Origin of the sequence: Planotetraspora sp. A-T 1434 (genome assembly GCF_025420585.1) — a bacterium.
In the GTDB taxonomy this organism is placed as follows: domain Bacteria; phylum Actinomycetota; class Actinomycetes; order Streptosporangiales; family Streptosporangiaceae; genus JAOEGB01.
In genome coordinates this window covers 81101-104160 of record NZ_JAOEGB010000016.1, presented here as the reverse complement: position 1 = coordinate 104160, position 23060 = coordinate 81101, and the positions used below count along the sequence as shown (strand labels likewise).

Here is a 23060-nt window from a genome sequence, read left to right as displayed (position 1 = left end):
TTTGGGTTGTCTGCGCTCGGCGGGGTCGATGACGCATAGGCCTGTTCCTGCTCCTGCTCGTGCTCCAGAGGCAGGAGTAGGGCAGGCCTGACCGCGTCTCCGGTTCTGCGGCTCGGCCGGCTACTGGGACACGCTGAGGGGATGCGTGCTCGGTGAGGGCCGGCGGAAGCCGTACGTCTCGTGCCTTCTGACGAAGCCGAGGGACTCGTAGAGCCTGCGGGCGGGCACGTTGTCGGCATTGTGGTTGACGGTCGCCACCGTCATGCCGAGCGCGCGCATTCGCCGCATTGCGTGCAGCATCGCCGCCCGTGCGAAGCCCCGGCGTTGGAAGTCCGGGTGCGTGCCGACCGGCTCGAAGTGGCCGGTCCGGTTGACCTCGTCGATCCAGTAGACGGTGAACGCGGCGATCCGGCCGTCGGGCCCCTCGACGACGATCTCCCGTTCCGGGTCGTACCCGGGCTTTTCCATCACCGCCGCGCGGTATCGCGGCCCCGTCCAATCTTCCTCGAAGGCGCCGTTGCGGGCCTCGGCGAGTTGGCCGGCGTCGGCCGGGCGAGCGTGACGCAGAACGAATCCGTCGGGGACGCGAGCTTCGGCCACTGGCTGGCCGAGGTCGCGATCGTTGACGTGGTCCCAGGTTCTGAAGCGTTCGAAGCCGAGCTCCCGCAGCAGCCTGATCCTGGTGGCGTCGCAGTCGAAGACGTCGGTCAGAACGTATCGTTCGCCGGGGTCCATGAATCGGGCCGTGGTCTGGTAAGCGGACTCCAGCATGCGACGCTCTTCGGGCGTGCCGCGCAGCGCGGGAGCGGTGAAGACGTCGAACGCCGACCCGAAGCGGAGGTTGATCGCGATTCCGGCGAGGCCCGTGTCGTCCTCCCACAGACGCACGAGTTCCCCGACCGGGCGGCGACCTCGCAGGTTCTCGTAGATCCGGTGGGTCAGCTCGCCGATGTGGTCGTACCCGCATCTGCCGGCGTCGGCGATCCACGCTGCGAAGGTCGATTGCAGCAGCGGCAGGTCGTCGTCGGCATAGGGGCGGCCATTCATCCCATTCATCCCATTCATCCCGGCATCCTTGCGGACTCGAACGGCGCGAGTCACCCCCATTTCCGGCGTCGGTTGAAGGGTGCCGGGCACCGTACGCGGAGGGCCGTACGCGATCACTGCGACGGGATGGAACACCGGTATGGTCGGAGGGCTGGCCCGATGACGTTTCCCCCGGAGTACTCCATGTTCGTTGACATGCCCCTCGACCAGTTGCGTGCCTACCTGCCGGAGCGCCGGGAGCCCGAGGACTTCGACGTCTTCTGGGAGCGGACTCTGGCCGAGGCACGGGAGCACGAGCTGAACGCCACCTTCGTGCCGTACGCCGCCGATCTCTCCCTGGTCGAGGCGTTCGACGTGACGTTCGCGGGGTTCGGCGGCCATCCGATCAAGGGATGGTTCCTCAAGCCGGCGTCGGCGTCCGGCCCGTTGCCGTGTGTGGTGGAGTACATCGGCTACAACGGCGGCCGCGGCCTGCCTCACGACTGGCTGCTGTGGCCCGCCGCCGGATACGCCGTCTTCGTCATGGACACGCGCGGTCAGGGCGGTGGCTGGCGTCCCGGCCACACCCCGGACCCCTTCCCCGGCGTCGGGCCCGAGCAGTCCGGCAAGATGACCCAGGGCATCTTCGACCCCGAGGCGTACTACTACCGGAGGCTCTTCACGGACGTCGTCCGGGCTGTCGAGGCGGCTCGTTCACATCCGTCGGTGGACCCGGAGAAGGTCGTTGTCGCCGGCGGAAGCCAGGGCGGGGCCATGGCACTCGTGGCCGCCGCGCTGGTTCCGGGGATCACACACGCCTTCATCAACGTGCCCTTTATGAGCCATTTCCGGCGCGCTGTGGAGATCACCGACATCGACCCCTACGGGGAACTCGGCCGGTTCTGCGCCGTCCACCGCACCCGGGTCGAGGAGATCTTCGCCACGCTCGACTACTTCGACTGCGTGAACTTCGCCGTGCGCGCCCAGACGCCCGCTCTCTTCTCCGTCGGGCTGCGCGACGGCGTGACCCCGGCCTCGACCGTGTTCGCCGCGTACAACCACTACGCGGGGCCCAAGGACATCGCGGTCTGGCCGTTCAACGGTCACGAGGGCGGCGAGTCCCAGCAGGCCCTGGAGCAGCTCCGGATCGCCCGTAAGCTCTTCGGCTGACTTCCGTACGGCCCGCGAACGGCCCGCTAGGCGTACGGCGGCTCATCGAGATCTCCGCCGGAGCTCCGCCGGACCTCCACGGGATCTCTGCGGGATCTTCGCGGGATCTTCGCGGGATCTCTGCGCGATCTCGGAGCGTGGACAGGACGCGCTCCCAGGTCCCGGGCGGGACTAACCTGGATGCGCGCGTACGGTGGTTACCCTGGATGCGCACGCCCGACGACCCGAGAGAGACCATGAAGACCTTCGAAGAGCTGTACGCCGAGCTGGCAGAGAAGGCACGCACCCGGCCCGCTGGGTCCGGCACAGTGGCCGCCCTGGACGCCGGTGTCCACGCCGTCGGCAAGAAGGTCGTCGAGGAGGCCGCCGAAAGCTGGATGGCGGCCGAGTACGAGTCGACCGAGCGGGCCGCCGAGGAGATCTCGCAGTTGCTCTACCACATCCAGGTCCTCATGCTGGCGCGCGGCGTCGGGCTGGACGAGGTCTACAAGCATCTGTAGCCGCGATCTCGCGGCCATTTGCCTCCTTTGACCTTGTTCTCCTGACTCCGGAAGGGTTTTCTCACGTCATGCTGCGACTGGCAGTCCCAAACAAGGGCGCGCTCACCGAGGCCGCCCAGACCATCCTGAAAGAAGCCGGATACCGCGAGCGCAAGGACAGCAAGGAGCTCGTGGTCGTCGACCCCGAGAACTCCTGCGAGCTGTTCTTCCTGCGCCCCCGCGACATCGCCGTCTACGTCGGCGAGGGCACCCTCGACGCGGGCATCACCGGCCGCGACATGCTGTTCGACTCCGGCGCTCCCGCCGAGGAGGTCGTTCCGCTGGGCTTCGGCCGGTCGACCTTCCGGTTCGCCTCCACCGCCGGGACCTACTCCAGCGTGGCCGACCTCGCCGGCCTGCGGATCGCCACGTCCTACGCCGGCCTTCTCAGCAAGTACCTCGCCGACCAGGGCGTCGACGCCCGCGTCATCAAGCTGGACGGCGCCGTCGAGACCGCCATCCGGCTGGGCGTGGCCGACGCCGTGGCCGACGTGGTCGAGACCGGGACCACCCTGCGCAACGTCGGCCTGGAGGTCTTCGGCGAGCCGATCGCCCGGTCCGAGGCCGTGCTGATCAAGCGTGCGGGCTCCACCGAGAGCAACGGGTTCCAGCAGCTCATCCGGCGCCTCCAGGGCGTGCTGGTGGCCCGCGACTACGTGATGATCGATTACGACATCCGCGCCGAGCGGATCGACGAGGCCATCGCAATCACCCCCGGCATGGAGGGGCCGACGGTCTCCCCACTCCACCGCGAGGGCTGGGTCGCCGTCCGCGCCATGGTTCCCCGTAAGGGTCACCAGCAGGTCATGGATCAACTTTGGGAGATCGGCGCGAAGGCCATCCTCGTCACCGCCATCTACGCCTGTCGCCTCTGATACCGCCTCCTCACCAGAGATCCGCCCGGCTCCCCCGTGCTGGCCGCCTATATGGGCTTGAGGCGCTATGTGGCCATCCGCGCTGTGAGAGCTGGCCTCATTTTCCCCAGCGGCCTATCGGCCGTGCTCTCGGGCGAGTTCTCTGCGGCGGGCTGTCCGGCTTGCGTTTCCCCTCGCATCCTGCTCCGGGCACTGTCGCAGGACCTCTTGGTGGCCATCACTGTAGGCCGCCATGCTGTGTCAAAACGGCGGCAAGTCCTCCGCGGGATCGGCTGGCGGCTGCGTGCTCTGTTCCGGCGCCACTTCTTCCGGCGGGGCCGGGTCCGCCGGGGTCTGCGGCAGAGGCTCCTCGCACCAGGGCGGTGCGTACTCGAAGGTGGATGGCAGTGGGAGGTCGTCTTCCGGCACCGTTTCGGGAGTGGCCGGGATGGCCGGGATGGCCGGGATGATCGGTTCGGGGAGGGGTTCGATGATGGGCGGGGGTGTGACCGGGTAGCGGTGGCCGGTGCGGCTGATCCAGATGAGGTGGCCGGGTTGGGGTTGGATGACGCGCCAGCCGTGGTCGCGGAGGTCGTGGTCGTGTGCGCAGGCGGCGCCGAGGTTGCGGTCGGTGGTGGGCCCGCCGTGGCCGTGCTGGTGGGTGTGGTCGAGCTCGGACCGGGTGGCGGGCGCGCGGCAGCCGGGGTGGGTGCAGACGCGGTCGCGGATCTGTACCCACCGCCGCAGCCCGGCCCTCGCGAACCGCCGCCGCTGATCCACACTCTTAGGACGAGCATTCCTGCCCCGTACCGGACGCCCGCCCCAAGTTTGATGCTTCTCGCTCGGGGCCTCGGCGGCCTGCGCCTGGCCGTCCTCGCCTGTGTTCTTTTCGGCGTGGCTGTCCGTGTGGGCGCCGGTGGTGTGGCTGTCGGCCATGGCGTCGTCAAGTTGGCGGGTGATGTCGGTGATGACGCGGGCCCATCCGGCGCCGAGGGCGGCGAGGTCGGAGTGCCACCGGCGCAGCAGGGCGAGCGGGATCTGCAGTTCGACGATGCCCCGTCGTCGGACCGACCCGCGTGCCGTCCGCACCGCTGCTCGTCTCGCTGCTCGTCTCGCTGCTTGCTCCGATGCCTGTCCCGCCGCTTGTCCCTCGGCGTGTTCGGATCCCTGTTCCGATGCCTGTTCCGATGCCTGTTCTGATGGCGGTGGTACCTGTGGCGATGGCGGTTCCGGCGCGCGGTCCCATGCCCGTTGTGCTGCCGGTGGCGGTTGCGGTCGTGATGGCTGCTGTGGTGGTTGCTGTCGTGGTGGCTGCTGCCGTGGTGCCCGGGTTGGGGTCGTGGGGTAGCGGGGCCATCCGGCGGGCCGGTAGGAGGTGATCCCGGCGAACAGCAGTTGCCCGTCGTCGTCGCAGATCGCGAACCGCCATTCGCCGTTGATCTGGCGTTTGGCCAGGCGGCGGGCGAGCTGAGCGTGGATGGGCCCCCACCCGGCCAGCTCGGCGGGAAGGTCGTCCAGGTGCATCAGGGTGGAGACCCGCACTCGCACCTCCCCGGCCGCGAACCCCGCCCCACCCGACAGCAGACCGGCCACCACACCACCCTGCGCCGCCTTCGCGGCTGCAGCCTCACCGCCCCCGCCACCCGCGTTCCCCCCGTTGCCCGCGCTGGCCCCGCCCGAGGCCTCCGGAACGGCCTCAACCGCCACGCCCGAGCTGCTCAAGCTGCCCGTGGCCTCCGCTACGCCACCCGGACTGCCTGTGGTGGCCTCGACCTCGCTATCTGCGGCGTGCGTGGTGGCGTCCGCTGCGCCGTGGCCGGCGTCCGCACTTGCCGCGCCGTCCGCTGTGTCGGCGCCTGCCACGGTGCCCGATGTGTGTCCGGCCGCCTGGAGAGTGTCGGTCGGCTGCTGCCCGCCGCCGTGGCCGTCCCCGTCGCGCGGGCCGTTGGGGCCACCCCCGCTCCGCACACCGCCGGGGCAATCCGTACCGTCCGCACCGTCCGTGCCGTCGCCGTCGCCGTCGCCGTCGCCGTCGCCGTTGGCGGCCGTCGTGCCATCCCCGTCTCGCCTGCCACCGGTGGCGTCGGTGCTGGCCACGCCCCCCGTTCCGGCCCGGTCGTGAACGCCGTACGCGCTGTGGGCGCCGGGGTCATCGGTGTGACGGGTCCGGGCCAGGGTCTGGGCACCATCGGGACTGTCAGGGCTGTCGGAGTCCGCGGGCTCCCGAGGGTCGGCGTCGTCCTTGGACCGGCCGTCGTGGGACCGGCCGTCGTGGGGCCGACCGGCGTCGTGGTCGTTGTCGTAGGGCTGGACGGCGTCGGGAGCGTCGTCGTAGGGCCAGCCGTCGTGGGGCCGGCCGGCGTCGTAGGCGTTGTCGTGGGGCCGATCGGCGTCGGGGGCGTCGTCGTTGGGCCGGCCGTCGTGGGGCCGGCCGGCGTCGTAGGCGTTGTCGTGGGGCTGGTCGGCGTCGTGGTCGTTGTCGTTGTCGTTGTCGTGGGGGTTGTCGTGGGGGTTGTCGTTGAGGTGGGGGTCGTAGTCGTCTTCGGTGTCCAGGGGATCCGGGTTGTGGGCTTTGGTGAAGAGGATGGCGGTGATGGCGTCGTCGTCGAGCCCGGCGAGGGTGCCGTCGAGCAGGCCGAGGAAGACATCGGTGCGGATGTGGTCGATCGGGGCGTGCAGACCGGCGCGTTTGGCCTGCTGAGCGATCGCGTCCACCCGGGCGATGGCGGCGGCGGCCTGGTCCACAGGGAGTTGGTGGCCGGTGATGGTCGCGGTGCCGTCGGCGTGCCGCATGCCTTCGAGGCGGCGGCGTTGCAGCGCCCGCTCGTACTTGCGCCGCGCCCACTGCGGGTCGGCGGCCACCAGCAGCGTCTTGATTTTGTCTTGCAGTTGGCCGGTGGTGCATGCCCCCGCCTTCGGGAGCAGGTGGCCGGCCACCGCGTGCGCGAGGGGGTCGGGGACGCCCTCCAGCCAGTCGTGGAAGACCAGGGCGCGGGCTTTGTCAATGGTCCCGGCCGCCAGGGCGTGGCGGACGGCAGCCAGACGGGTGGACAGGTCATAGGCGAAGACGTATTCACGCTCGGCGGCGCGGCGGGTCAATACCAGCGCGGCGCGGATTTCGTCGGCGGAGTATTTGTCCGGGCGGGGCATTTTCTTCATGTCGCCCGGGGACGGCTCATACAAGCCGACTTCGGCCATGACGGCGGCTTTGCGGGCTTGGACGTGGGCTTCGAGGCGGGCGTAGGCTTGCAGCACGAGCACGGCGTCGTAGCCGCTCAACCGGGCGATATCCAGCCCGTCCAGCACGGCGGCGAGCCCCGGGCCGGGCGCCATCCGCGCGAGCCCTTCGGGGATTTGCTGCCGTTCGACAATCACACGGTAAAACTACCAACCACCACCGACAAAAACGCGCCCAGGCGCGGGCGCGCTAGGGCCTAACCGGCGAGAACCTCTTCGGCAGGGATGCGTCCAGAATGACGGCGCAGAACAACATGTGGACGAGAGAGTGTTCGGGAACGCGGCCAGGATTCGCCACTAATATACGGCGGTAGGCACCTTTTATCCCTTTATTGATAGGCGCTCCTATTTGAATTTCCTTTCGCCCGGCGATAAACATGACAATCAAGACTCCGCGAGTGGCTTGCCGTACCCGCGACTCGGATGCCGCCGAGTCCGCAGAAGCTGCAGGACCATGAAGGGCGCAGGCAGCGGGAACGTCGGGTTCCGGGTGGCCTGCGGATCCTGGTGCTAGCTGACAAATGTCATGCCGAAGGCCGGAGGCTCGCCACTAAAGCTTTACGGTGCCGGCTCCTACCGTTGAGCCCATGAACGCCATCGCCTTCAACGACGTGACCAAGAGCTATGGAGACGTGCTCGCGGTCGACGGGCTCACCCTGGAGGTGCCCGTGGGACGTACGGTCGCCCTTCTCGGGCCCAACGGGGCGGGAAAGTCGACCTCGATCAACATGCTGCTGGGCCTTCTCCGCCCGACCAGCGGCGAGATCCGGGTCTTCGGCGACAGCCCGAGTGGGGCGGTCGCCCGGGGGGACATCGGCGCGATGCTCCAGGAAGGCGCGCTGATCCCCGAGCTGACCGTCACGGAGACGGTCGAGTTCATCCGCCGCCTGTACCCGAACCCGCTGCCCCTGGACGACATCCTGCGGATGGCGGACCTGACGGACCTCGCCAAGCGGCGGGCCGACAAGCTGTCGGGCGGCCAGACCCAGCGGGTCCGTTTCGCGCTGGCCATCGCCGGCGCGCCCAAGCTCCTGCTGCTGGACGAGCCGACGGCCGCCATGGACGTCGAGTCGCGCCGCGCCTTCTGGGACAACATGCGGGCGTACGCGGCAGGGGGCCGCACGATCTTGTTCGCCACGCACTACCTGGAAGAGGCCGATGAGAACTCCGACCGGGTCATTGTGGTCGCCCGCGGCCGAATCGTAGCGGACGGCACCGCCGCGGAGATCAAGGCCGGAGTGGCCGGGCACGCGGTGAGCTTCTCTCTCGGGGGGCAGTCCGCCGCGGGACTGGACGCGCTGCCAGGGACCACCGCGGTCGAAATCCATTCGGGCAGGGTCACGCTCAGGACCAGTGACCCCGACGCCACGGTCGACGGGCTCTACCGCAAGACGACTCTCGACATCCGCGATCTCCAGCTCCACGGGGCCGACCTGGAGGACGCCTTCCTCGCCTTGACCAAGGAGGCCTGACCATGCCGCACTACATAAAGATCGAAATGCTGCGGATGTTCCGCAACAAGCGCTACGTCATCTTCGTGGTCGCCTTCCCCGTCGGGTTCTACCTCCTCTACTCCAACCTCTGGGGTTCGCAGGTCGACAAGACCACAGGGCTCAAGGGCAGCGTGATCCTCATGGTGTCCATGGCCGCGTACGGCGCGCTGGCGTCGTCGATGATGTCCAGCGCGGTGCCGTGGGCGCAGGAGCGGCAGAGCGGCTGGCTGCGGCAGCTCCAGATCACCCCGCTCTCCGGCTGGGCGATCATCGTCACCAAGCTGGTCGCGTCGCTGCTCCTCGTGCTGCCGTCGCTGCTGCTCGTGTGCCTGGCCGCCGTGCTCACCCAGCATGTGTCGCTTTCCGTGGGGGAGTGGGCCGGGCTGATCGGGGCGATGTGGATCGGGACGATCCCGTTCGTGGCGCTCGGACTGATCATCGGCTCGCTTCTGCCGCCCGACACCGCGCAGCCGGCCGCCATGGTCGGCATGTTCGGGCTGGCCTTGCTGGGAGGGCTCTGGTTCCCGTTGGAGATCATGCCGGCCACGATGCGGTCGATCGCGCGGGCGCTGCCGTCCTACGATTACGCCAGCATCGGGTGGCGGATCGTCGCGGGGGAGGCGCCGCAGCTCTCCTCCGTCCTCGGCGTCCTCGGCTGGGGCGTCGTCCTCGGCGCGCTCGCGGTGGTCGCCTACCGCCGCGCCACGGTCCGGGCCTAGCGAGCCGGCGAGCCGTACGGCAGAGCGGGCCCGGGCGAGCGACTGTACCGAGCCGAGGGGCGAGACACGGCATGGCGGGACCCGGCAAGGGGGCGGGCACGATGGGACCCGGCAGGGCGGAGTACGGCGAGGCGGAGCAGGGCAGGGAGGCAGGATGAGCCGGCTGGCTCGCATCTTCACCTTCGGCGGGATGGACGACAAACTCAACCGCTGGCGCCGCCTGGTCGGCATGTCGTTCGGCCTGGTGTACCTGTTCTACCCGATCTCGGACATCGTCGGCGGCAAGGTGACCGGGTCCGCGGCCGTGTGGCAGTCCGTCGCACTGGCGAGTTTCGTGGTGACCTACGTCTTGACCGTACTGAGCCCTCGTGGGTACGAGGAGAAGAGCAGATGGACCCTCCCCCTGCTCGGCCTCACCACCGTCATGGCGGCCGTCTATCCCCTGCTCTTCAGCGGCGGATGGCTGGCCCTGCCGATCTATACGACCGTGGTCTACGCGATGGCGCTGCCTCCACGGGGCGCGTTGGCCGGCATCGGCGGCATGGCCGCGATCGTGCTCATCGACGGGCAGGTGACGAACGCCGACGGCGGCGCGATATCCATGCTGCTCCTCCAGGTGGTCACGCTCGGGGTCCTGTTCGTGAGCGTCCGGAACACCCGCGTGCTGATCGTCAAGCTCCGGAACGCGCAGAGCGAGGTCGCCAGGCTGGCCGCCAACGAGGAACGCCTGCGGATCGCCCGGGACCTGCACGACCTCCTCGGCCACAGCCTGTCGCTGATCGTCCTGAAGAGCGAGCTGGCCCGGCGGCTGGCCGAGCAGGGCTCCGAGCGGGCGGCCCAGGAGGTGGCCGACATCGAGTCCGTGGCGAGGCAGGCCCTGGTAGAGGTGCGCGAAGCCGTCACTGGATACCGCCAGCGGTCCCTGACCGACGAGATCGACGGCGCCCGGGCCGCGCTGGCAGCCGCCGGGGTCGAGGTGACCGTGCGCACCGCCGGAACCCCGCTCCCCGACGACCTCGACGGCCTGTTCGGCTGGGCGGTGCGCGAGGCGGCCACCAACGTCATACGGCACGCGCGCGCCACCCGCTGCGAGATCAACCTGACGTACGGCGAGGCCGGCGCCGTGCTGGAGGTCGCCGACAACGGCAAGGCCGGGCCGTACCAGCCGGGCAGCGGTCTCACCGGTCTCACCGAGCGGGTCGGCACGGCCGGAGGATCGGTCGAGGCCGCCCCGATGCCGGCCGGCTTCCGCCTGCGGGTGGTGGTCCCACGCCGGCCCGTCGAGCGGAAGCCCGATCAGGCAGCCGTATGACGACGGGCGGCACGGCGACGAACGGCGTGAGGACGGATAGGTTGAGCCCCGTGATCCGGGTGATGCTGGCAGAGGACCAGAGCATGATCAGGGGAGCGCTCGCCTCCCTGCTGGGCCTGGAGCCCGACATCGAGGTCGTGGGCGAGGCGGCCACCGGAGACGAGGCCGTCGCCGTGGCCGTCACGACGAAGCCCGACATCGCCCTCCTGGACATCGAGATGCCCGGGATGGACGGCATCACCGCCGCCGGGGAGATCCGCCGGCGGTTGCCGGACTGCCAGGTGATGATCCTGACCACGTTCGGGCGGCCGGGCTACCTGCGGCGGGCCATGGAGGCCGGGGCGGCGGCGTTCCTGGTGAAGGACAGCCCGGCCCGGGAACTGGCCGCCGCGATCCGGCGTGTGCTGGCCGGGGAGCGCGTCATCGACCCCGGGCTCGCGGCGGCCGCTCTCAGCGCCGGTCCGAACCCGCTGTCCGCCCGTGAACGGGATGTGCTGGCCGCCGCCGTGGACGGCTCGACCATCAGCGACATCGCCAGGCGGCTGCATCTGTCCGAGGGCACGGTCCGCAACTACCTGTCCTCGGCCATCCAGAAGACCGCCGCTCGCAACCGGATCGAAGCGGTGCAGAGGGCCCAGGCCCAGGGCTGGCTCTGACAGTCGCCCTCGGAAAGCCGGCGGTCCCCCCAGCGGGCGGCCCCCCGCGTGCATGATCACGAACCGCGCAGCCGCAGGCGGAAGGCGTTGAGGCGGAACACGTGCATGATCACGGACTGTGGGGCCGCAGGTGGCGAGGCGTCATGGGAACTTGTGCATGATCACGGCCGAGGGAGGGGGTCAGCGGGTGTGCTGGAGGTTGGCGACGTGGCGGATCAGGTCGCTGACACGGACGACGCCCATGCACCGGCCGACCTCGTCGACGACCACGAGATCGTCGTAGACGCGGGTGTTGTCGCGCCCCGCCACCTGCATGGCGGCAATCGCCGGGGTCGTCTTCGGCACGACCCTCGCCGTGTCGGCCAGACGTCCGGCGGGCTTCCTGGCGTGCAGCGCGTGGCCGTACGCCCCCGCCATGAACAGCAGGAAACGGCTGCGGTCGATGCTGCCGCGCGGCCGCTGGTACTCGTCCACGAGGACCACGCTGGTGATCGACGGCTCGGCGCTGAGCACGGAGACCACCTCCTCCGCCGTGGCCTCCATGGGCAGAGTCACGGCGGGCAGGAGGAACTCCTGGACCCGGGGCCCCAGCATTGCGTCGATCGGCGTGGTCTCGGGCACCGGCAGCGGCACGTGGACCCGGCCGTGGCCGTGCGACGGCTTCCAGTCGAGCGGGGCGAGCAGCGGCCCCTGAGCGAGTCTGATGCCCCAGCCGCGCACCGCCGCGAGCTGGCTCTCGTCCCGCAGGCCGGGTGCGAGCAGGTGGGCGCCGATGCCGCGCGCGAGGCTCACCAGCGACTCCGCCAGCCCGCTGCGGCGCGGGTCGCGCGGCACCCGCTCGACCACGTCAGGCGAGATGACCAGGACGTACGGCGAGGCGTCCGCGAGCAGGTCGAGAGGGAGATACGCGGTGCCGAGGCCGCCGAACGCGATGAGGTAGCCCACGGCCCGGAGGCCGTCGATGCCGGACAGCAGCGCGGCCCGGTCACGGGGGGAGATGTCCCCCTCGATCATGAGGATGACCTCGCGCGGGCGGCGGTTGGACGCGCGCAGCGCCTCGTGAAGCGGCGCGAGCCCGGCCGAGCCGTAGGTCACGGCCGACGCCGGGATGGGCAGCACGAGCGGAAGCAGCGCCTCCTCGCGCGAGGCGGCGAGGACACCGTTGACCGTCCCGTCCACACCCGGCCGCGGATCGTCCGGCACGCCGGGGGCGATCACCTCGACGGCGACGACGCCTCCGGTGTCGAGGTCGACGACCGGCAGGAACAGCGGGCTGCCGGAACGGTCACGCCTGCTCGGGGGTCCGGAGGGGATCGCGGCGAAGTCCCCGGAAGGGATCGCGGCGAAGTCGCTGAATCCCGGGACGCCGGGAGCGGTCGCTTGAGGTGGGGTCACAACGGGCACCGCCGGAGAGGAGGGGGCCGACACGATTGAAATTGTGCGCCCTTCCCACCCGGCACACCGGCCACGCCGGCCTAAATTCACCGACATTTCCCCATCTGTTGAGCATGGATCCGGGAGAACCGGCGCGGGCCGCCGCCAGGGTAATCTCACCTGCCATGACGGCACGGCCGGCGGCGGGCGGCGGTAGATGGGTGGCGGTGTCCCCCGAGCGGCTCTCGGGATGGGCGCGCGGGTTCGCCGAACGGCACGGCGCCGTCGAGGTCGCGGCGACCCCCGAAGTCGTACGGCTGGCCGCCGCCGACGGCGCGGTCGCCGAATGCCACGTGTCCTTCCCACCCCTGTCCTTTCCCGGCGATACGTCGCCCGTGGCGGCCCTCGTGGCCCATGCGTGCCGGAGCCGCCGGGTGGGGGTCCTTCTCGTACGGCTCGGCGGCTACGCGGCCGGGGTGTTCGAGGGGGAGCGGCTGGTGGTGTCCAAGGTCGGGTCGCGGCTGGTCCACGGCCGCAGCGCGGCGGGCGGCTGGTCGCAGCAGCGGTTCGCCAGGCGCAGGGAGAAGCAGTCGTCGGAGGCGATGCGCGCGGCGGCCGACGTGGCCGCCCGGGTGCTCGCTCCCCGCGCGGCGGAGCTGGAGGCGGTCGTCCTGGGAGGCGACAGGCGGGCGATCGACGAGTTGCGCGAGGACAGGCGCCTCGCGCCGGTGTTCGCCCTGGAGGGCGGACCCTTCCTCACGGTTCCCGACCCCCGGCTGGCCGTGCTGGAAGGCGCTTCCGCGCAGTTCCGCGCGGTCCGGATCCGCGTCATCGACCCGGAGGTATGATCTCCGCCCGTCACGCCGCGGAGACCCTCGGAGGTGACGCGGACCGCCGGCAGATGAGCGGTCCAGATCGGGGGGCCTGTCGTGGCCCTACAATGGCGGGTATGCGCACTCCCGACTGATCGACTCCTCGCCGATCCTGTCCTCCACCACTTCCCGGGAGTGTCCCCTTCATCATGATCATAGCTACTGACGTCGAACTGCGCGCCGGATCCCGGCTGCTCATCGAGAGCGCCTCGTTCCGGGTCAACCCGGGTGACAAGATCGGCCTGGTCGGCCGGAACGGTGCGGGCAAGACCACGCTCACCAAGGTCCTCGCCGGTGAGGGAATCCCCGCCGGTGGCACGGTGACGATCACCGGCAGTGTCGGCTACCTGCCGCAGGATCCGCGCACCGGCGACATGAGCGTGCTCGCCCGCGACCGCATCCTGTCCGCGCGCGGGCTCGACGAGGTGCTCCGCGAGCTCCGCGAGGCCGAGCTCGGCATGGCCGCCGACGACCCCCGGGTCCGGGACAAGGCCGTGCGCGCCTATGGGCGGCTGGAAGACCGGCTGCACGTCCTCGGCGGCTACGCGGCGGAGGCGGAGGCGGCGTCGATCGCGTCAAGCCTCGGGCTGCCCGACCGGGTGCTCGGACAGCAGCTCCAGACCCTCTCCGGAGGGCAGCGCCGCCGGGTCGAGCTGGCCCGGATTCTGTTCAGCGGGGCGGAGACTCTCCTGCTTGACGAGCCGACAAACCACCTCGATGCGGACTCAATCGGGTGGCTTCGTGATTTTTTGCGATCCCACCAAGGCGGCTTGGTGATCATCAGCCATGACGTCAACCTTCTTGATGCGACGGTAAACCGCGTTCTGCACCTCGACGCGAACCGGTGCGTGATCGACACCTACAATGTCGGCTGGAAGGCCTACCTGGCGCAGCGGGAGACGGACGAGAAGCGCCGCAAGCGCGAGCGGGCCAACGCGGAGAAGCAGGCGTCCGTGCTGCTCTCGCAGGCCGACCGCATGCGCGCCAAGGCCACGAAGGCCAAGGCCGCGCAGGACATGGAGCGCCGGGCCAAACGCATGCTCGCGGGCGTGGAGGGCGAGCGGCGCTCCGACAGGGTCGCCAAGCTCCGCTTCCCCGACCCCGCGCCCTGCGGGCGGACCCCCCTCACGGCGCAGGGCCTGTCCAAGTCGTACGGCTCGCTGGAGGTCTTCACCGACGTCGACGCGGCCGTGGATCGTGGCTCGCGAGTGGTCATCCTGGGCCTCAACGGCGCGGGCAAGACCACGCTCCTGCGCCTCCTGGGTGGCCTGGAGACGCCCGACACGGGCGAGGTCAGGCCCGGTCACGGCCTGAAGCTCGGCTACTACGCGCAGGAGCACGAGACGCTCGACCCGGACCGCACGGTCCTGGAGAACATGCGCTCGGCCGGTCCCGATCTGGCGGACGTCGACCTGCGCAAGGTCCTCGGATCGTTCCTGTTCACCGGAGACGACGTGGAGAAGCCGGCCGGGGTGCTCTCGGGAGGCGAGAAGACCCGGCTGGCCCTCGCGACGCTGGTCCTGTCGAGCGCCAACGTGCTCCTGCTCGACGAGCCGACGAACAACCTGGATCCGGCGTCCAGAGACCAGGTCCTGTCCGCGCTCAGCTCCTATACGGGCGCGATTGTGCTGGTCACTCATGATGAGGGCGCAGTTGAGGCGCTACGGCCCGATAGGGTCATCTTGCTGCCAGACGGAGTCGAGGACGCCTGGAGCGACGAATTTTCCGATCTTGTGGCACTCGCCTGATCTTAATTTGAGCGGGTAGGGATCTTTTCCCGCGGAGTAGGTAGCCGATCCAGCCGAAATGACTGATCATGGCGTAAGTAACGCTGCGGAAGTCTGGCACTACAGGAGGTACTCGTGGCCGAGACTCTGAAGAAGGGCACCCGGGTGACCGGGGCCGACCGTGAAAAACTGGCCAGCGATCTCAAGAAGCGCTATTCCGCGGGTGAGAGCATCCGCGCCCTAGCGGCTTCCACCGGCCGGTCATACGGGTTCATCCACCGCATCCTCAGCGAGTCCGGCGTGACTCTGCGCGGGCGCGGCGGGGCGACCCGGGGCAAGTCCAAGCGCTAGAGATCCGCCTCACAACGCGCGACCGCAGCCGCTCGTTCCCGTGGACGGAGCGGTCGCGTCCGACCCATCCGAATTTCGTTCGGTAGGCTCGGGCGCGACCGCAGGACAATGGGGATCGCGAGCCGTGCACGGACGGGACGCCGCACCGGACCGGCCGTGCGAGGCGACGCGACCTCGACCGGACGCAGGAGCAGGCGATGGCGGAAGCGGCATTTGGGGGGAGTGGGAAGCAAGCCCAGGCGGTGAGCGACCCCTCGGACACGGAGACGATCTCAGCGGCCGAACTGGCCGAGATCGGGCTGCGCTTCGAGGTGGGCGGCGAGATCGCGACAATCACTCTGGACCGGCCGGACCGGCGGAACGCTCAGACGTTCGCCACCTGGTCGGCGCTGGCCCGGATCGGGGAGAACCTGCCGGACCAGGTACGAGTGGTCGTGATCCGAGGTGAGGGGCCGTCCTTCTCAGCGGGCATCGATCTGCGCATGTTCACACCCGACGGAGTGCCCGGGCAGGGCTCGTTCGCGAGCTACGCCGGGCTCGACGACACGGCTCTGGAGAGGTCGATCGCCGAGGCCCAGCGGGGCTTCCTGTGGCTGCGCCGGCCCGACATCGTGTCCATCGCGGCGGTCCAGGGCCACGCGATCGGCGCGGGGTTCCAGCTGGCCCTCGCGTGTGATCTCCGTGTCGTCGGCGACGACGTCAAGTTCTGCATGAAGGAGCCCGCCCTCGGGCTGGTTCCGGACCTGACGGGCACCAAGCCGCTCGTGGAACTCGTGGGGGTTCCCCGGGCGATCGAGATTTGCCTGACCGCGCGCACCGTGGGCGCGGCCGAAGCGCTCCAACTCGGCCTGGCCGAGGTCGCGGTGCCGCCGGGCGAGCTGGCCCAGGCCGTGGCGGACCTGGCGGCGGCCCTGCTCGGCACCGACCGGAACGCGGCGGCCGCGACCAAGCGGCTGCTCCAGGGTGCGGCCGAAAGGACGCTGGAGGAGCAGGCCGCCGCCGAGCGCGCCGAGCAGGCGGTGCGGCTGCGGACGCTGTTCGCTTCCAGCTGAGGCTCAGGAGGAATCGGGGATATCCTCCCGATGCTTCACAGGCGGGAGGATGAACGGTATATGGCGATGATGGGCGGGGGCTACGGGCCTCAGGTGATGCGGTCGCTCCGGCGCGACAGCTCTGTGACGAAGGAGCGGATCGCGCCGGGGACGGTGAAGCGCATCGCCGGATACGCCCGGCCGTTCAAGAAGCAGATCGCGGGTTTCCTCGCGCTGGTCGTGGTCGACGCGGTCATCGTGATCGCCAACCCGCTGCTGATCAGGGCGATCATCAACGACGGCATCATCCCGAGACGGACCGATGTGGTGCTGTGGCTGGCCCTCGCGATCGGCGCCCTGGCCCTGGGCGACGCCGGGCTCGGGCTGGTGCAGCGCTGGTTCTCCGCGCGGATCGGAGAGGGGCTGATCTACAACCTGCGCACCGAGGTGTTCGACCACGTCCAGCGCATGCCGGTCGCCTTCTTCATGCGGGCGCAGACGGGCGCGCTGGTCTCCCGGCTCAACAGCGACGTCATCGGGGCGCAGCGCGCGCTCACGAGCACGCTGTCCTCGGTGGTCTCCAACGTGGTGAGCCTGGTCATGGTGCTCGTGGCCATGCTCGTGCTGTCGTGGCAGATCACACTGGTCGCGCTGGTGCTGCTGCCGATCTTCATCTTCCCGGCGAAGTGGGTGGGGCGCCGCATGTCCGCGCTCACCCGCGAGCAGATGCAGCTCGACGCCGAGATGAGCTCGGTGATGACCGAGCGTTTCAACGTGGCCGGGGCCATGGTCGCCAAGCTGTACGGCAGGCCGGAGGACGAGGCGGTCCACTTCGGGGAGCGGGCGGGGCGGGTGCGCGACGTCGGCGTCACGGTCGCGATGTACGGCGCGGTCTTCCGGATCGCGCTGGCCCTGGTCGCCGCGCTGGCCACCGCGCTCGTCTACGGCTTCGGCGGCGTGCTGGCCGTGTCCGGCGCCTTCGCCCTCGGCACGCTGGTGGCCCTCTCGTCGCTGCTCATGCGCCTGTACGGCCCGCTGACCAGCCTGTCCAACGTCCACGTGGACGTGATGACCGCCCTCGTGAGCTTCGACCGCGTCTTCGAGGTGCTCGACCTCAAGCCGATGGTCGCCGAGCGGCCCGGCGCCGGGCCCATCCCGGGCGGCCCCGTGACGATCGAGTTCGACGACGTCCGCTTCCGCTACCCGGCGGCGGCCGAGGTGTCGCTGGCCTCCCTGGAGTCGGTGGCCCGGCCGGACACCGGCCCCTCGCAGGAGGTCCTGAAGGGCGTGACCTTCACCGCGCGGCCGGGGGAGATGGTCGCCCTGGTCGGGCACTCCGGGGCGGGCAAGACCACCATCACCTCGCTCGTCTCCCGCCTCTACGACGTCAACGAGGGGGCCGTCCGCGTCAACGGCACGGACGTCCGCGACGCCACCCTCGCGAGCATCAGGGACACCGTCGGCGTGGTCATGCAGGACGCCCACCTCTTCCACGACACGATCGGCGCCAACCTTCGTTACGCCCGGCCGGAGGCGAGTGACGAGGAGGTCTGGGAGGCGCTGCGCGCGGCCCAGATCGCCGACCTGGTCAAGAACCTGCCGGAGGGGCTCGAGACGGTGGTGGGCGACCGCGGCTACCGGCTGTCGGGAGGGGAGAAGCAGCGGATCGCGCTGGCCCGGCTGCTGCTGAAGGCGCCGCAGGTCGTGGTGCTCGACGAGGCCACGGCCCACCTCGACTCCGAGTCCGAGGCCGCGGTGCAGCAGGCGCTGAAGACCGCCCTGCGCGGGCGGACCTCGCTGGTGATCGCCCACCGCCTTTCCACCATCCGCGAGGCCGACACGATCCTGGTGATCGACGACGGGCAGGTCGTGGAGCGCGGCGGGCACGAGGAGCTGCTCCAGCGGAGCGGCGCCTACGCAGAGCTCTACCGGACCCAGTTCACCGCGGGCAGCCCGGATGCCACTGCCAGCCCGGATCTCACCGGTAGCCGAGACGCCTGAGCTCCTCGCGCCCGACCTTCTCCACGAGCTCGGCGTCGGCCGGGGTCAGCCGCTTGCGCCAGCCGCCCGGCTTCGGGGCGGCGGTGCCGTACAGGGCGATGGTGGAGATCTTGGTCTCCAGGAAGGACGACACGGAGTCGATCGCCTCGCCGGGCGCGGCCAGCATGTCCTCATAGCGCAGCGTCAGCAACTGCTCGGCCGGCAGCTCCCGGCGGAGTGTCGCGCTGAGCCGTACGGCGCCGCGCCAGCGCAGGGCGCACTTCCCGGCGGGGGCCATGTCGTTCCAGCGGCCGCGGTGGCCGGCGGAGCTCACACCGAGGAACGGGTTGGGGAACTCGGCGTCCTCGCTCAGCATGTGCGGTTTGAACCAGGCCATGCAGGTGGGGTCGGCCAGCATGTCGGCGACCACGTCACGACCGTCCCGGATGATCTGGATCAGCCGGGCGTCGGGGAAGGCCCGTAGCAGCACGGGCGCGCTGTAGAGCAGGTCGGGGCCGGCGTCGCCGAACCGGGCGAGCGTCCCGGCGCCCACGCAGGGGCCGGAGCCGACGATCCCGCCCGCCTCGCGGCAGGTCGCGGTGCACTCCGCGCAGGCTCCGGGGACGACCTGCCACGCCTCGGCCAGCACATCGCGGATCACGCTCGGCGCGCCGCCGCTGCGCGCGATCGACGGCCTCCTGGCGAAGGCGTACACGACCCGGGCCACGGGGGCCCGGCCCATCGTCACGTGGAACCCGGGGGAGCGCTTGAGGGCACGGCCCAGGAGGTCCGCGCCGGAGTGCGGTGCGCCCATCACGAACACCGGCTGACGGACCTTCACGCCGTTGACCACGAGAATGTGCGTCGGAGGTCGCATAGGTACGGCTAAGTCTGACACCCTTTGGGGGGTGAACGAACGCATCTCGGGGGGCCCGGGGGATGACGCCTCGATAACGGTGGGCGGCCCCCCACGGCGTCTGCGGCCGGGGGACACCGTCGCGCTCGTGGCCCCCTCCGGCCCGGTCGATCCCGTACGGCTCGCCCGCGGCATCGAGGTCCTCACCGGGCTGGGCCTCGACGTGGTGCCCGGAGCCGGGCTGACGGACCGGGACGGCTACCTCGCGGGGAACGACTCCGTCCGGGCCGCCGGTCTCCAGGAGGCGTGGTGCGACCCCCGGGTGGCGGCCGTGATCTGCGCCCGCGGTGGCTACGGGGCCACGCGGCTGCTGGACCTGCTCGACTGGGACGCGATGGAGGCGGCCGGCCCCAAGATCCTCCTCGGCTCCAGCGACATCACCGCGCTGCACCTCGCGTTCGCCCGGAGGCTCGGACTGCCGACGCTGTTCGGGCCGATGCCGGCGTGCGCCACGATCAGCGACCCCGGGGGACCCGAACCCCGGACCTTCGGGCATCTGCGGGACAGCCTCTTCGCCGGCGCGGCCGCCGGGGCGGTCACGGGCGACCGGGTGCTCGTTCCAGGCCGGGCCGAGGAGCCTGTCACTGGGCCCGTCATTGGGCCTGTCGCTGGGGGCAACCTGACCATGCTCGCCTCACTCTGCGGCACGCCGCACGCCTTCCGCGCCGAAGGCCGCATCGTGCTGCTGGAGGACGTGGACGAGGCGCCGTACCGGATCGACCGGATGCTGACGCAACTCCTGCAGGCGGGCTGCTTCGACGGCGCCGCGGGCTTCGCCCTGGGCTCCTGGGTGGACTGCGGCGACCCGCTCCCGGTGCTCGCCGAGCGGCTCGCGCCCCTGGGTGTGCCGATCATCGCGGGCCTCCCCATCGGCCACGGCACACCACAGTTCAGTGTGTGGCTGGAGACAGATGGGGCCATTGATACCGAATCGTGCTCGCTGTCTGGCATGTTTCGCGACCCGGACACGGCAGCCTGAAACCCGCCTGGAAACTCCGGGCAGAGGCGGAGGGATGGTGCATTGCGACTCTTGCGGCGACTGCTCGGCCGAACGCAGCCCAGTCCTCCCGCATCGAAGTCCATCGAGGACGTCGACCTTGACTCGCTTCTCGCCCTCGTCGCCGAGACGATGGGGTTCGCCTGCGGCTTCGCCTCTGACGGCACGTCCCTGACCCTGGCCTCACCCGAGCCGGAGACGGGGGACGCGGAGTCGACGGGGGCGCGGGCGCCGGAAGCACCGGGCCGGGTGGTCAACCTCGTCGGGCTTCGCCGGGAGGCCGGCCGCCGCTCCCGCGAGGACTGGCCGATGCTGGTCTCCGAGCACCTGGCCCACGCCGTGTCCGGCGAGCCGTTCGACGCCTGCAACCTCACGCCGATCCGGCCGTTGCTGCGCACGAGGGTCCACACAGCCGACGACCCGGCGATCCCGGACCCGTCCCGGATCATCGGCCGGCACCTGAGCGCCGACCTGATCGAGGTGCTGACCATCGGCACCCGGCCGGTCCGTCCGGAGGAGGCCTTCTGCTGGCCGATCCCTCCGGGTGAGGCGCTCGACGTGGCGGTGGACAACGCGCTGGCCGACGAGCGGCCGGTCGTGTCGCGGCTCGATCTCGGGGGGACCGGCGTCTCCCTGCTGACGGCCCCGAGCGCGGCCGCGCACCTGCGCCGGCTCTCCGATCACATGCTCGTGCCGCCGGACGGCATGCTGGTCGCGCTTCCGCAGCGCCGGATGGCCGCCCTGCACCCCGTGGCGGGCATCGGGGTGGTGCGGGCCATCGAGCGGTTGCGGATGTTCGCCCAGCGGGAGTTCGACAGCCGGGACGAGGGGCTGAGCCCGCACGTCTACTGGTGGCACCGGGACCGGCTGACCCGCATCCAGGCCGACCTGGTCGCCCACGACGGGCAGACCCGCCTCGTCGTGGCGCCGCCGCCGGAGTTCGCCCGCCTGCTGGCGCGGATCGCCGGCCCGGCCAACTGAGCGCCGGCCAACCGAGCCCGGCCGGCTGACCCGGCGGACCGAGCCTGTTAGCCGAGCGCCAGGGCCGTGCGGATCAGGTGGATGTGACTGAACGCCTGCGGGAAGTTCCCCAGCTGGCGCCCGCAGCCGGGGTCGTACTCCTCGGCGAGCAGGCCGACGTCGTTGCGGACGGCCAGCAACCGCTCGAACAGCTCCATGGCCTCGTCCTTGCGGCCCACCAGGGCCCGGGCCTCGGCGAGCCAGAAGCTGCAGGCCACGAAGGCGCCCTCGGCGCCCGGCAGCCCGTCGACGTCGTTGTCCTCGGCGACCGGGTAGCGGAGCACGAAGCCGTCAGTCATCAGCTCCCGCTCGATCGCCTCGATGGTCCCGATCACTCGGGGGTCCTCGGGCGGCAGGAACCCGACGATGGGGATCAGCAGCAGCGCGGCGTCCAGTTCGCGGGAGCCGTACGACTGGGTGAACGTGCCGCGCTCGGGGTCGAAGCCCTTGTCGCAGACCTCGGCGTGGATCCGGTCCCGCAGGGCTTTCCAGCGGTCGACGGGGCCCGTACGGCCCAGCTCCTCGACCACGCGGACGACCCGGTCGGCCGCGACCCAGGCCATGACCTTGGAGTGCACGAAGTGCCGCCGGGGGCCCCTGACCTCCCACAGGCCCTCGTCGGGCTTGTCCCAGTTGGACTCCAGGAACTCCATGAGCCTCCGGACCATGGCCCACGCGTGGTCGTCGGGCGGCATCCCCTGCTTGCGGGCCTGGTAGAGGGCGCTGATCACCTCGCCGTAGACGTCGAGCTGGAGCTGGCCGGCCGCGCCGTTCCCGATCCGCACGGGCCGGGAGTTCTCGTAACCGGGCAGCCAGTCGAGCGTGAGCTCGGGAAGCCGCCGTTCGCCCGCCACGCCGTACATGACCTGCAGGTCCTCGGGGCGGCCCGCGATGGCCCGGAGGAGCCACGAACGCCAGGCGCCGGCCTCCTCGACGTACCCGGACAGGGTCAGCGCGTCGAGCGTCATCGCGGCGTCGCGCAGCCAGCAGAAACGGTAGTCCCAGTTGCGGACGCCGCCGAGGTTTTCGGGCAGCGACGTGGTGGGGGCGGCGACGATGCCGCCCGTGGGGCTGTAGGTGAGGGCCTTGAGCGTGATGAGCGAGCGGACGACGGCGTCCCGCCAGGGTCCGTTGTAGCTGCAGCGGGAGACCCACTCCTCCCACATCAGCCGGGTCTCGCCGAGCTGCGCGAGCGGGTCGACGGGCTCCGGCGGCGGCTGGTGCGACGGGTGCCAGGTGAACACGAAGGTCTCGCGCTCCCCGGCCGACACGGTGAACGTGCCGGTGTGCCGGTAGCCGCCGCCCTTCAGCCGGACGCCGGTGCGGAGCCAGACCGAGTCGGGGCCGCCGATGGCGTGCAGATCGCCGTCGGCGCGGCGGACCCACGGGACGATCCGGCCGTAGTCGAAGCGGATGCGGATCTCGGCGGTCATCTCGACGGTCCCCGTCAGGCCCTCCACGATCCGGATCAGGTCGGGGCTGGTGTGGCGCGGCGACATGAAGTCGGTGACCTTGACCGCGCCCGTGGGCGTCTCCCACACGGTCTCCAGGATCAGGGTGTCCTCGATGTAGGCGCGCCGGGTGGCGAACTCCGCGCCCGAAGGGGCGAGCCGCCAGAAGCCGTTGGACTCGTCCCCGAGCAGGCGGGCGAAGCACGACGGGGAGTCGAACCGGGGCAGGCAGAGCCAGTCGACGGAGCCGTCGCGGCCGACCAGGGCGGCCGACTGCATGTCCCCGATGAGGGCGTAGTCCTCGATCCGCATGGGCGCCACGCTACCCGGCGGGT

19 protein-coding genes are annotated in these 23060 nt (G+C 70.7%); 14 read left to right on the top strand and 5 right to left on the bottom strand.

All coding sequences use genetic code 11. From position 1 onward, the window contains the following. Window positions 1–120: 120 nt before the first annotated feature. Window positions 121–1065, bottom strand: a complete 945-nt coding sequence (locus N5079_RS21465) for a GNAT family N-acetyltransferase (protein ID WP_261585744.1) — start codon at window positions 1063–1065, stop codon at window positions 121–123. Window positions 1066–1230: 165 nt separating this feature from the next. Between N5079_RS21465 and N5079_RS21460 the strand changes: the two genes are divergently transcribed. The 3 genes from N5079_RS21460 to hisG all read left to right on the top strand — a co-directional run bounded on the left by N5079_RS21460 (window position 1231) and on the right by hisG (window position 3610). Continuing rightward, on the top strand, window positions 1231–2196 hold the full coding sequence (locus N5079_RS21460; RefSeq protein WP_261585743.1) for an acetylxylan esterase: 966 nt from the start codon (window positions 1231–1233) through the stop codon (window positions 2194–2196). A gap of 236 nt (window positions 2197–2432) precedes the next feature. After that, window positions 2433–2696: a phosphoribosyl-ATP diphosphatase gene (locus N5079_RS21455; RefSeq protein WP_261585806.1), complete on the top strand. Its 264-nt coding sequence runs from the start codon at window positions 2433–2435 to the stop codon at window positions 2694–2696. A 68-nt stretch (window positions 2697–2764) separates the two neighbouring features. Continuing rightward, complete coding sequence (gene hisG, locus N5079_RS21450; protein WP_261585742.1) at window positions 2765–3610, top strand: ATP phosphoribosyltransferase; 846 nt, start codon at window positions 2765–2767, stop codon at window positions 3608–3610. Window positions 3611–3850: 240 nt separating this feature from the next. Here the strand turns inward: hisG and N5079_RS21445 are convergent, their stop codons facing one another. Beyond that, window positions 3851–6964 carry an HNH endonuclease signature motif containing protein gene (locus tag N5079_RS21445; protein ID WP_261585741.1) on the bottom strand — a complete coding sequence of 1038 codons (3114 nt, stop codon included), beginning with the start codon at window positions 6962–6964 and terminating at the stop codon, window positions 3851–3853. 449 nt (window positions 6965–7413) lie between these two features. Here N5079_RS21445 and N5079_RS21440 point away from each other — a divergent pair, with 449 nt between their 5' ends. The 4 genes from N5079_RS21440 to N5079_RS21425 all read left to right on the top strand — a co-directional run bounded on the left by N5079_RS21440 (window position 7414) and on the right by N5079_RS21425 (window position 11006). Continuing rightward, on the top strand, window positions 7414–8298 hold the full coding sequence (locus N5079_RS21440) for an ABC transporter ATP-binding protein (RefSeq protein ID WP_261585740.1): 885 nt from the start codon (window positions 7414–7416) through the stop codon (window positions 8296–8298). A gap of 2 nt (window positions 8299–8300) precedes the next feature. After that, window positions 8301–9038 carry an ABC transporter permease gene (locus N5079_RS21435; RefSeq protein ID WP_261585739.1) on the top strand — a complete coding sequence of 246 codons (738 nt, stop codon included), beginning with the start codon at window positions 8301–8303 and terminating at the stop codon, window positions 9036–9038. Between the two features lie 154 nt (window positions 9039–9192). Further along, window positions 9193–10350: a sensor histidine kinase gene (locus tag N5079_RS21430; protein ID WP_261585738.1), complete on the top strand. Its 1158-nt coding sequence runs from the start codon at window positions 9193–9195 to the stop codon at window positions 10348–10350. A gap of 50 nt (window positions 10351–10400) precedes the next feature. Next, a complete protein-coding gene (locus N5079_RS21425) occupies window positions 10401–11006 on the top strand; it encodes a response regulator transcription factor (RefSeq protein WP_261585737.1) in 606 nt (201 codons plus the stop codon). Between the two features lie 180 nt (window positions 11007–11186). Here N5079_RS21425 and N5079_RS21420 read toward each other — a convergent pair whose 3' ends face one another. Continuing rightward, entirely contained in the window at window positions 11187–12401 is a 1215-nt protein-coding gene (locus tag N5079_RS21420) for an EAL domain-containing protein (protein ID WP_261585736.1), read from the bottom strand. Window positions 12402–12565: 164 nt separating this feature from the next. Here N5079_RS21420 and N5079_RS21415 point away from each other — a divergent pair, with 164 nt between their 5' ends. The 5 genes from N5079_RS21415 (at window position 12566) to N5079_RS21395 (ending at window position 18362) form a co-directional block, all read left to right on the top strand. After that, window positions 12566–13228 (top strand): acVLRF1 family peptidyl-tRNA hydrolase, encoded by a 663-nt coding sequence (locus N5079_RS21415; protein WP_261585735.1) that lies wholly within the window; start codon window positions 12566–12568, stop codon window positions 13226–13228. Window positions 13229–13401: 173 nt separating this feature from the next. Continuing rightward, window positions 13402–15000, top strand: a complete 1599-nt coding sequence (locus N5079_RS21410; protein ID WP_261585734.1) for an ABC-F family ATP-binding cassette domain-containing protein — start codon at window positions 13402–13404, stop codon at window positions 14998–15000. A gap of 114 nt (window positions 15001–15114) precedes the next feature. Beyond that, window positions 15115–15330, top strand: a complete 216-nt coding sequence (locus N5079_RS21405) for a helix-turn-helix domain-containing protein (RefSeq protein WP_030904785.1) — start codon at window positions 15115–15117, stop codon at window positions 15328–15330. Between the two features lie 197 nt (window positions 15331–15527). Beyond that, window positions 15528–16382: an enoyl-CoA hydratase/isomerase family protein gene (locus N5079_RS21400; RefSeq protein WP_261585733.1), complete on the top strand. Its 855-nt coding sequence runs from the start codon at window positions 15528–15530 to the stop codon at window positions 16380–16382. Window positions 16383–16442: 60 nt separating this feature from the next. After that, the gene (locus N5079_RS21395; RefSeq protein ID WP_261585732.1) at window positions 16443–18362 is read left to right on the top strand and encodes an ABC transporter ATP-binding protein; all 1920 of its coding nucleotides are present in this window, start codon (window positions 16443–16445) and stop codon (window positions 18360–18362) included. Here N5079_RS21395 and N5079_RS21390 read toward each other — a convergent pair. Then, window positions 18340–19218, bottom strand: coding sequence for a sulfotransferase family protein (locus N5079_RS21390; protein ID WP_261585731.1), 879 nt, complete (start codon window positions 19216–19218; stop codon window positions 18340–18342). The two genes, N5079_RS21395 and N5079_RS21390, sit on opposite strands and share 23 nt — an antisense overlap. 31 nt (window positions 19219–19249) lie before the next feature. On the opposite strand from N5079_RS21390, the gene N5079_RS21385 reads away from it, so the two are divergent. Together N5079_RS21385 and N5079_RS21380 are read left to right on the top strand one after the other, a co-directional pair. Further along, window positions 19250–20236 carry an LD-carboxypeptidase gene (locus N5079_RS21385; RefSeq protein ID WP_261585730.1) on the top strand — a complete coding sequence of 329 codons (987 nt, stop codon included), beginning with the start codon at window positions 19250–19252 and terminating at the stop codon, window positions 20234–20236. 42 nt (window positions 20237–20278) lie between these two features. Next, entirely contained in the window at window positions 20279–21235 is a 957-nt protein-coding gene (locus N5079_RS21380) for a hypothetical protein (RefSeq protein ID WP_261585729.1), read from the top strand. 47 nt (window positions 21236–21282) lie between these two features. On the opposite strand, the gene N5079_RS21375 is transcribed toward N5079_RS21380, so the two are convergent. Next, the gene (locus N5079_RS21375; protein WP_261585728.1) at window positions 21283–23037 is read right to left on the bottom strand and encodes a glycoside hydrolase family 15 protein; all 1755 of its coding nucleotides are present in this window, start codon (window positions 23035–23037) and stop codon (window positions 21283–21285) included. Window positions 23038–23060: the final 23 nt, after the last annotated feature.

Excerpts from the sequence above, each read along its gene's own strand:
- N5079_RS21440 (WP_261585740.1), top strand. The coding sequence starts at position 7,414 with ATGAACGCCATCGCCTTCAACGACGTGACCAAGAGCTATGGAGACGTG.
- N5079_RS21410 (WP_261585734.1), top strand. The coding sequence starts at position 13,402 with ATGATCATAGCTACTGACGTCGAACTGCGCGCCGGATCCCGGCTGCTC.
- hisG (WP_261585742.1), top strand. The coding sequence starts at position 2,765 with ATGCTGCGACTGGCAGTCCCAAACAAGGGCGCGCTCACCGAGGCCGCC.
- N5079_RS21390 (WP_261585731.1), bottom strand. The coding sequence starts at position 19,218 with ATGCGACCTCCGACGCACATTCTCGTGGTCAACGGCGTGAAGGTCCGT.
- N5079_RS21400 (WP_261585733.1), top strand. The coding sequence starts at position 15,528 with ATGGCGGAAGCGGCATTTGGGGGGAGTGGGAAGCAAGCCCAGGCGGTG.
- N5079_RS21455 (WP_261585806.1), top strand. The coding sequence starts at position 2,433 with ATGAAGACCTTCGAAGAGCTGTACGCCGAGCTGGCAGAGAAGGCACGC.
- N5079_RS21430 (WP_261585738.1), top strand. The coding sequence starts at position 9,193 with ATGAGCCGGCTGGCTCGCATCTTCACCTTCGGCGGGATGGACGACAAA.
- N5079_RS21375 (WP_261585728.1), bottom strand. The coding sequence starts at position 23,037 with ATGCGGATCGAGGACTACGCCCTCATCGGGGACATGCAGTCGGCCGCC.
- N5079_RS21435 (WP_261585739.1), top strand. The coding sequence starts at position 8,301 with ATGCCGCACTACATAAAGATCGAAATGCTGCGGATGTTCCGCAACAAG.
- N5079_RS21395 (WP_261585732.1), top strand. The coding sequence starts at position 16,443 with ATGGCGATGATGGGCGGGGGCTACGGGCCTCAGGTGATGCGGTCGCTC.
- N5079_RS21465 (WP_261585744.1), bottom strand. The coding sequence starts at position 1,065 with ATGAATGGGATGAATGGGATGAATGGCCGCCCCTATGCCGACGACGAC.
- N5079_RS21460 (WP_261585743.1), top strand. The coding sequence starts at position 1,231 with ATGTTCGTTGACATGCCCCTCGACCAGTTGCGTGCCTACCTGCCGGAG.
- N5079_RS21415 (WP_261585735.1), top strand. The coding sequence starts at position 12,566 with ATGACGGCACGGCCGGCGGCGGGCGGCGGTAGATGGGTGGCGGTGTCC.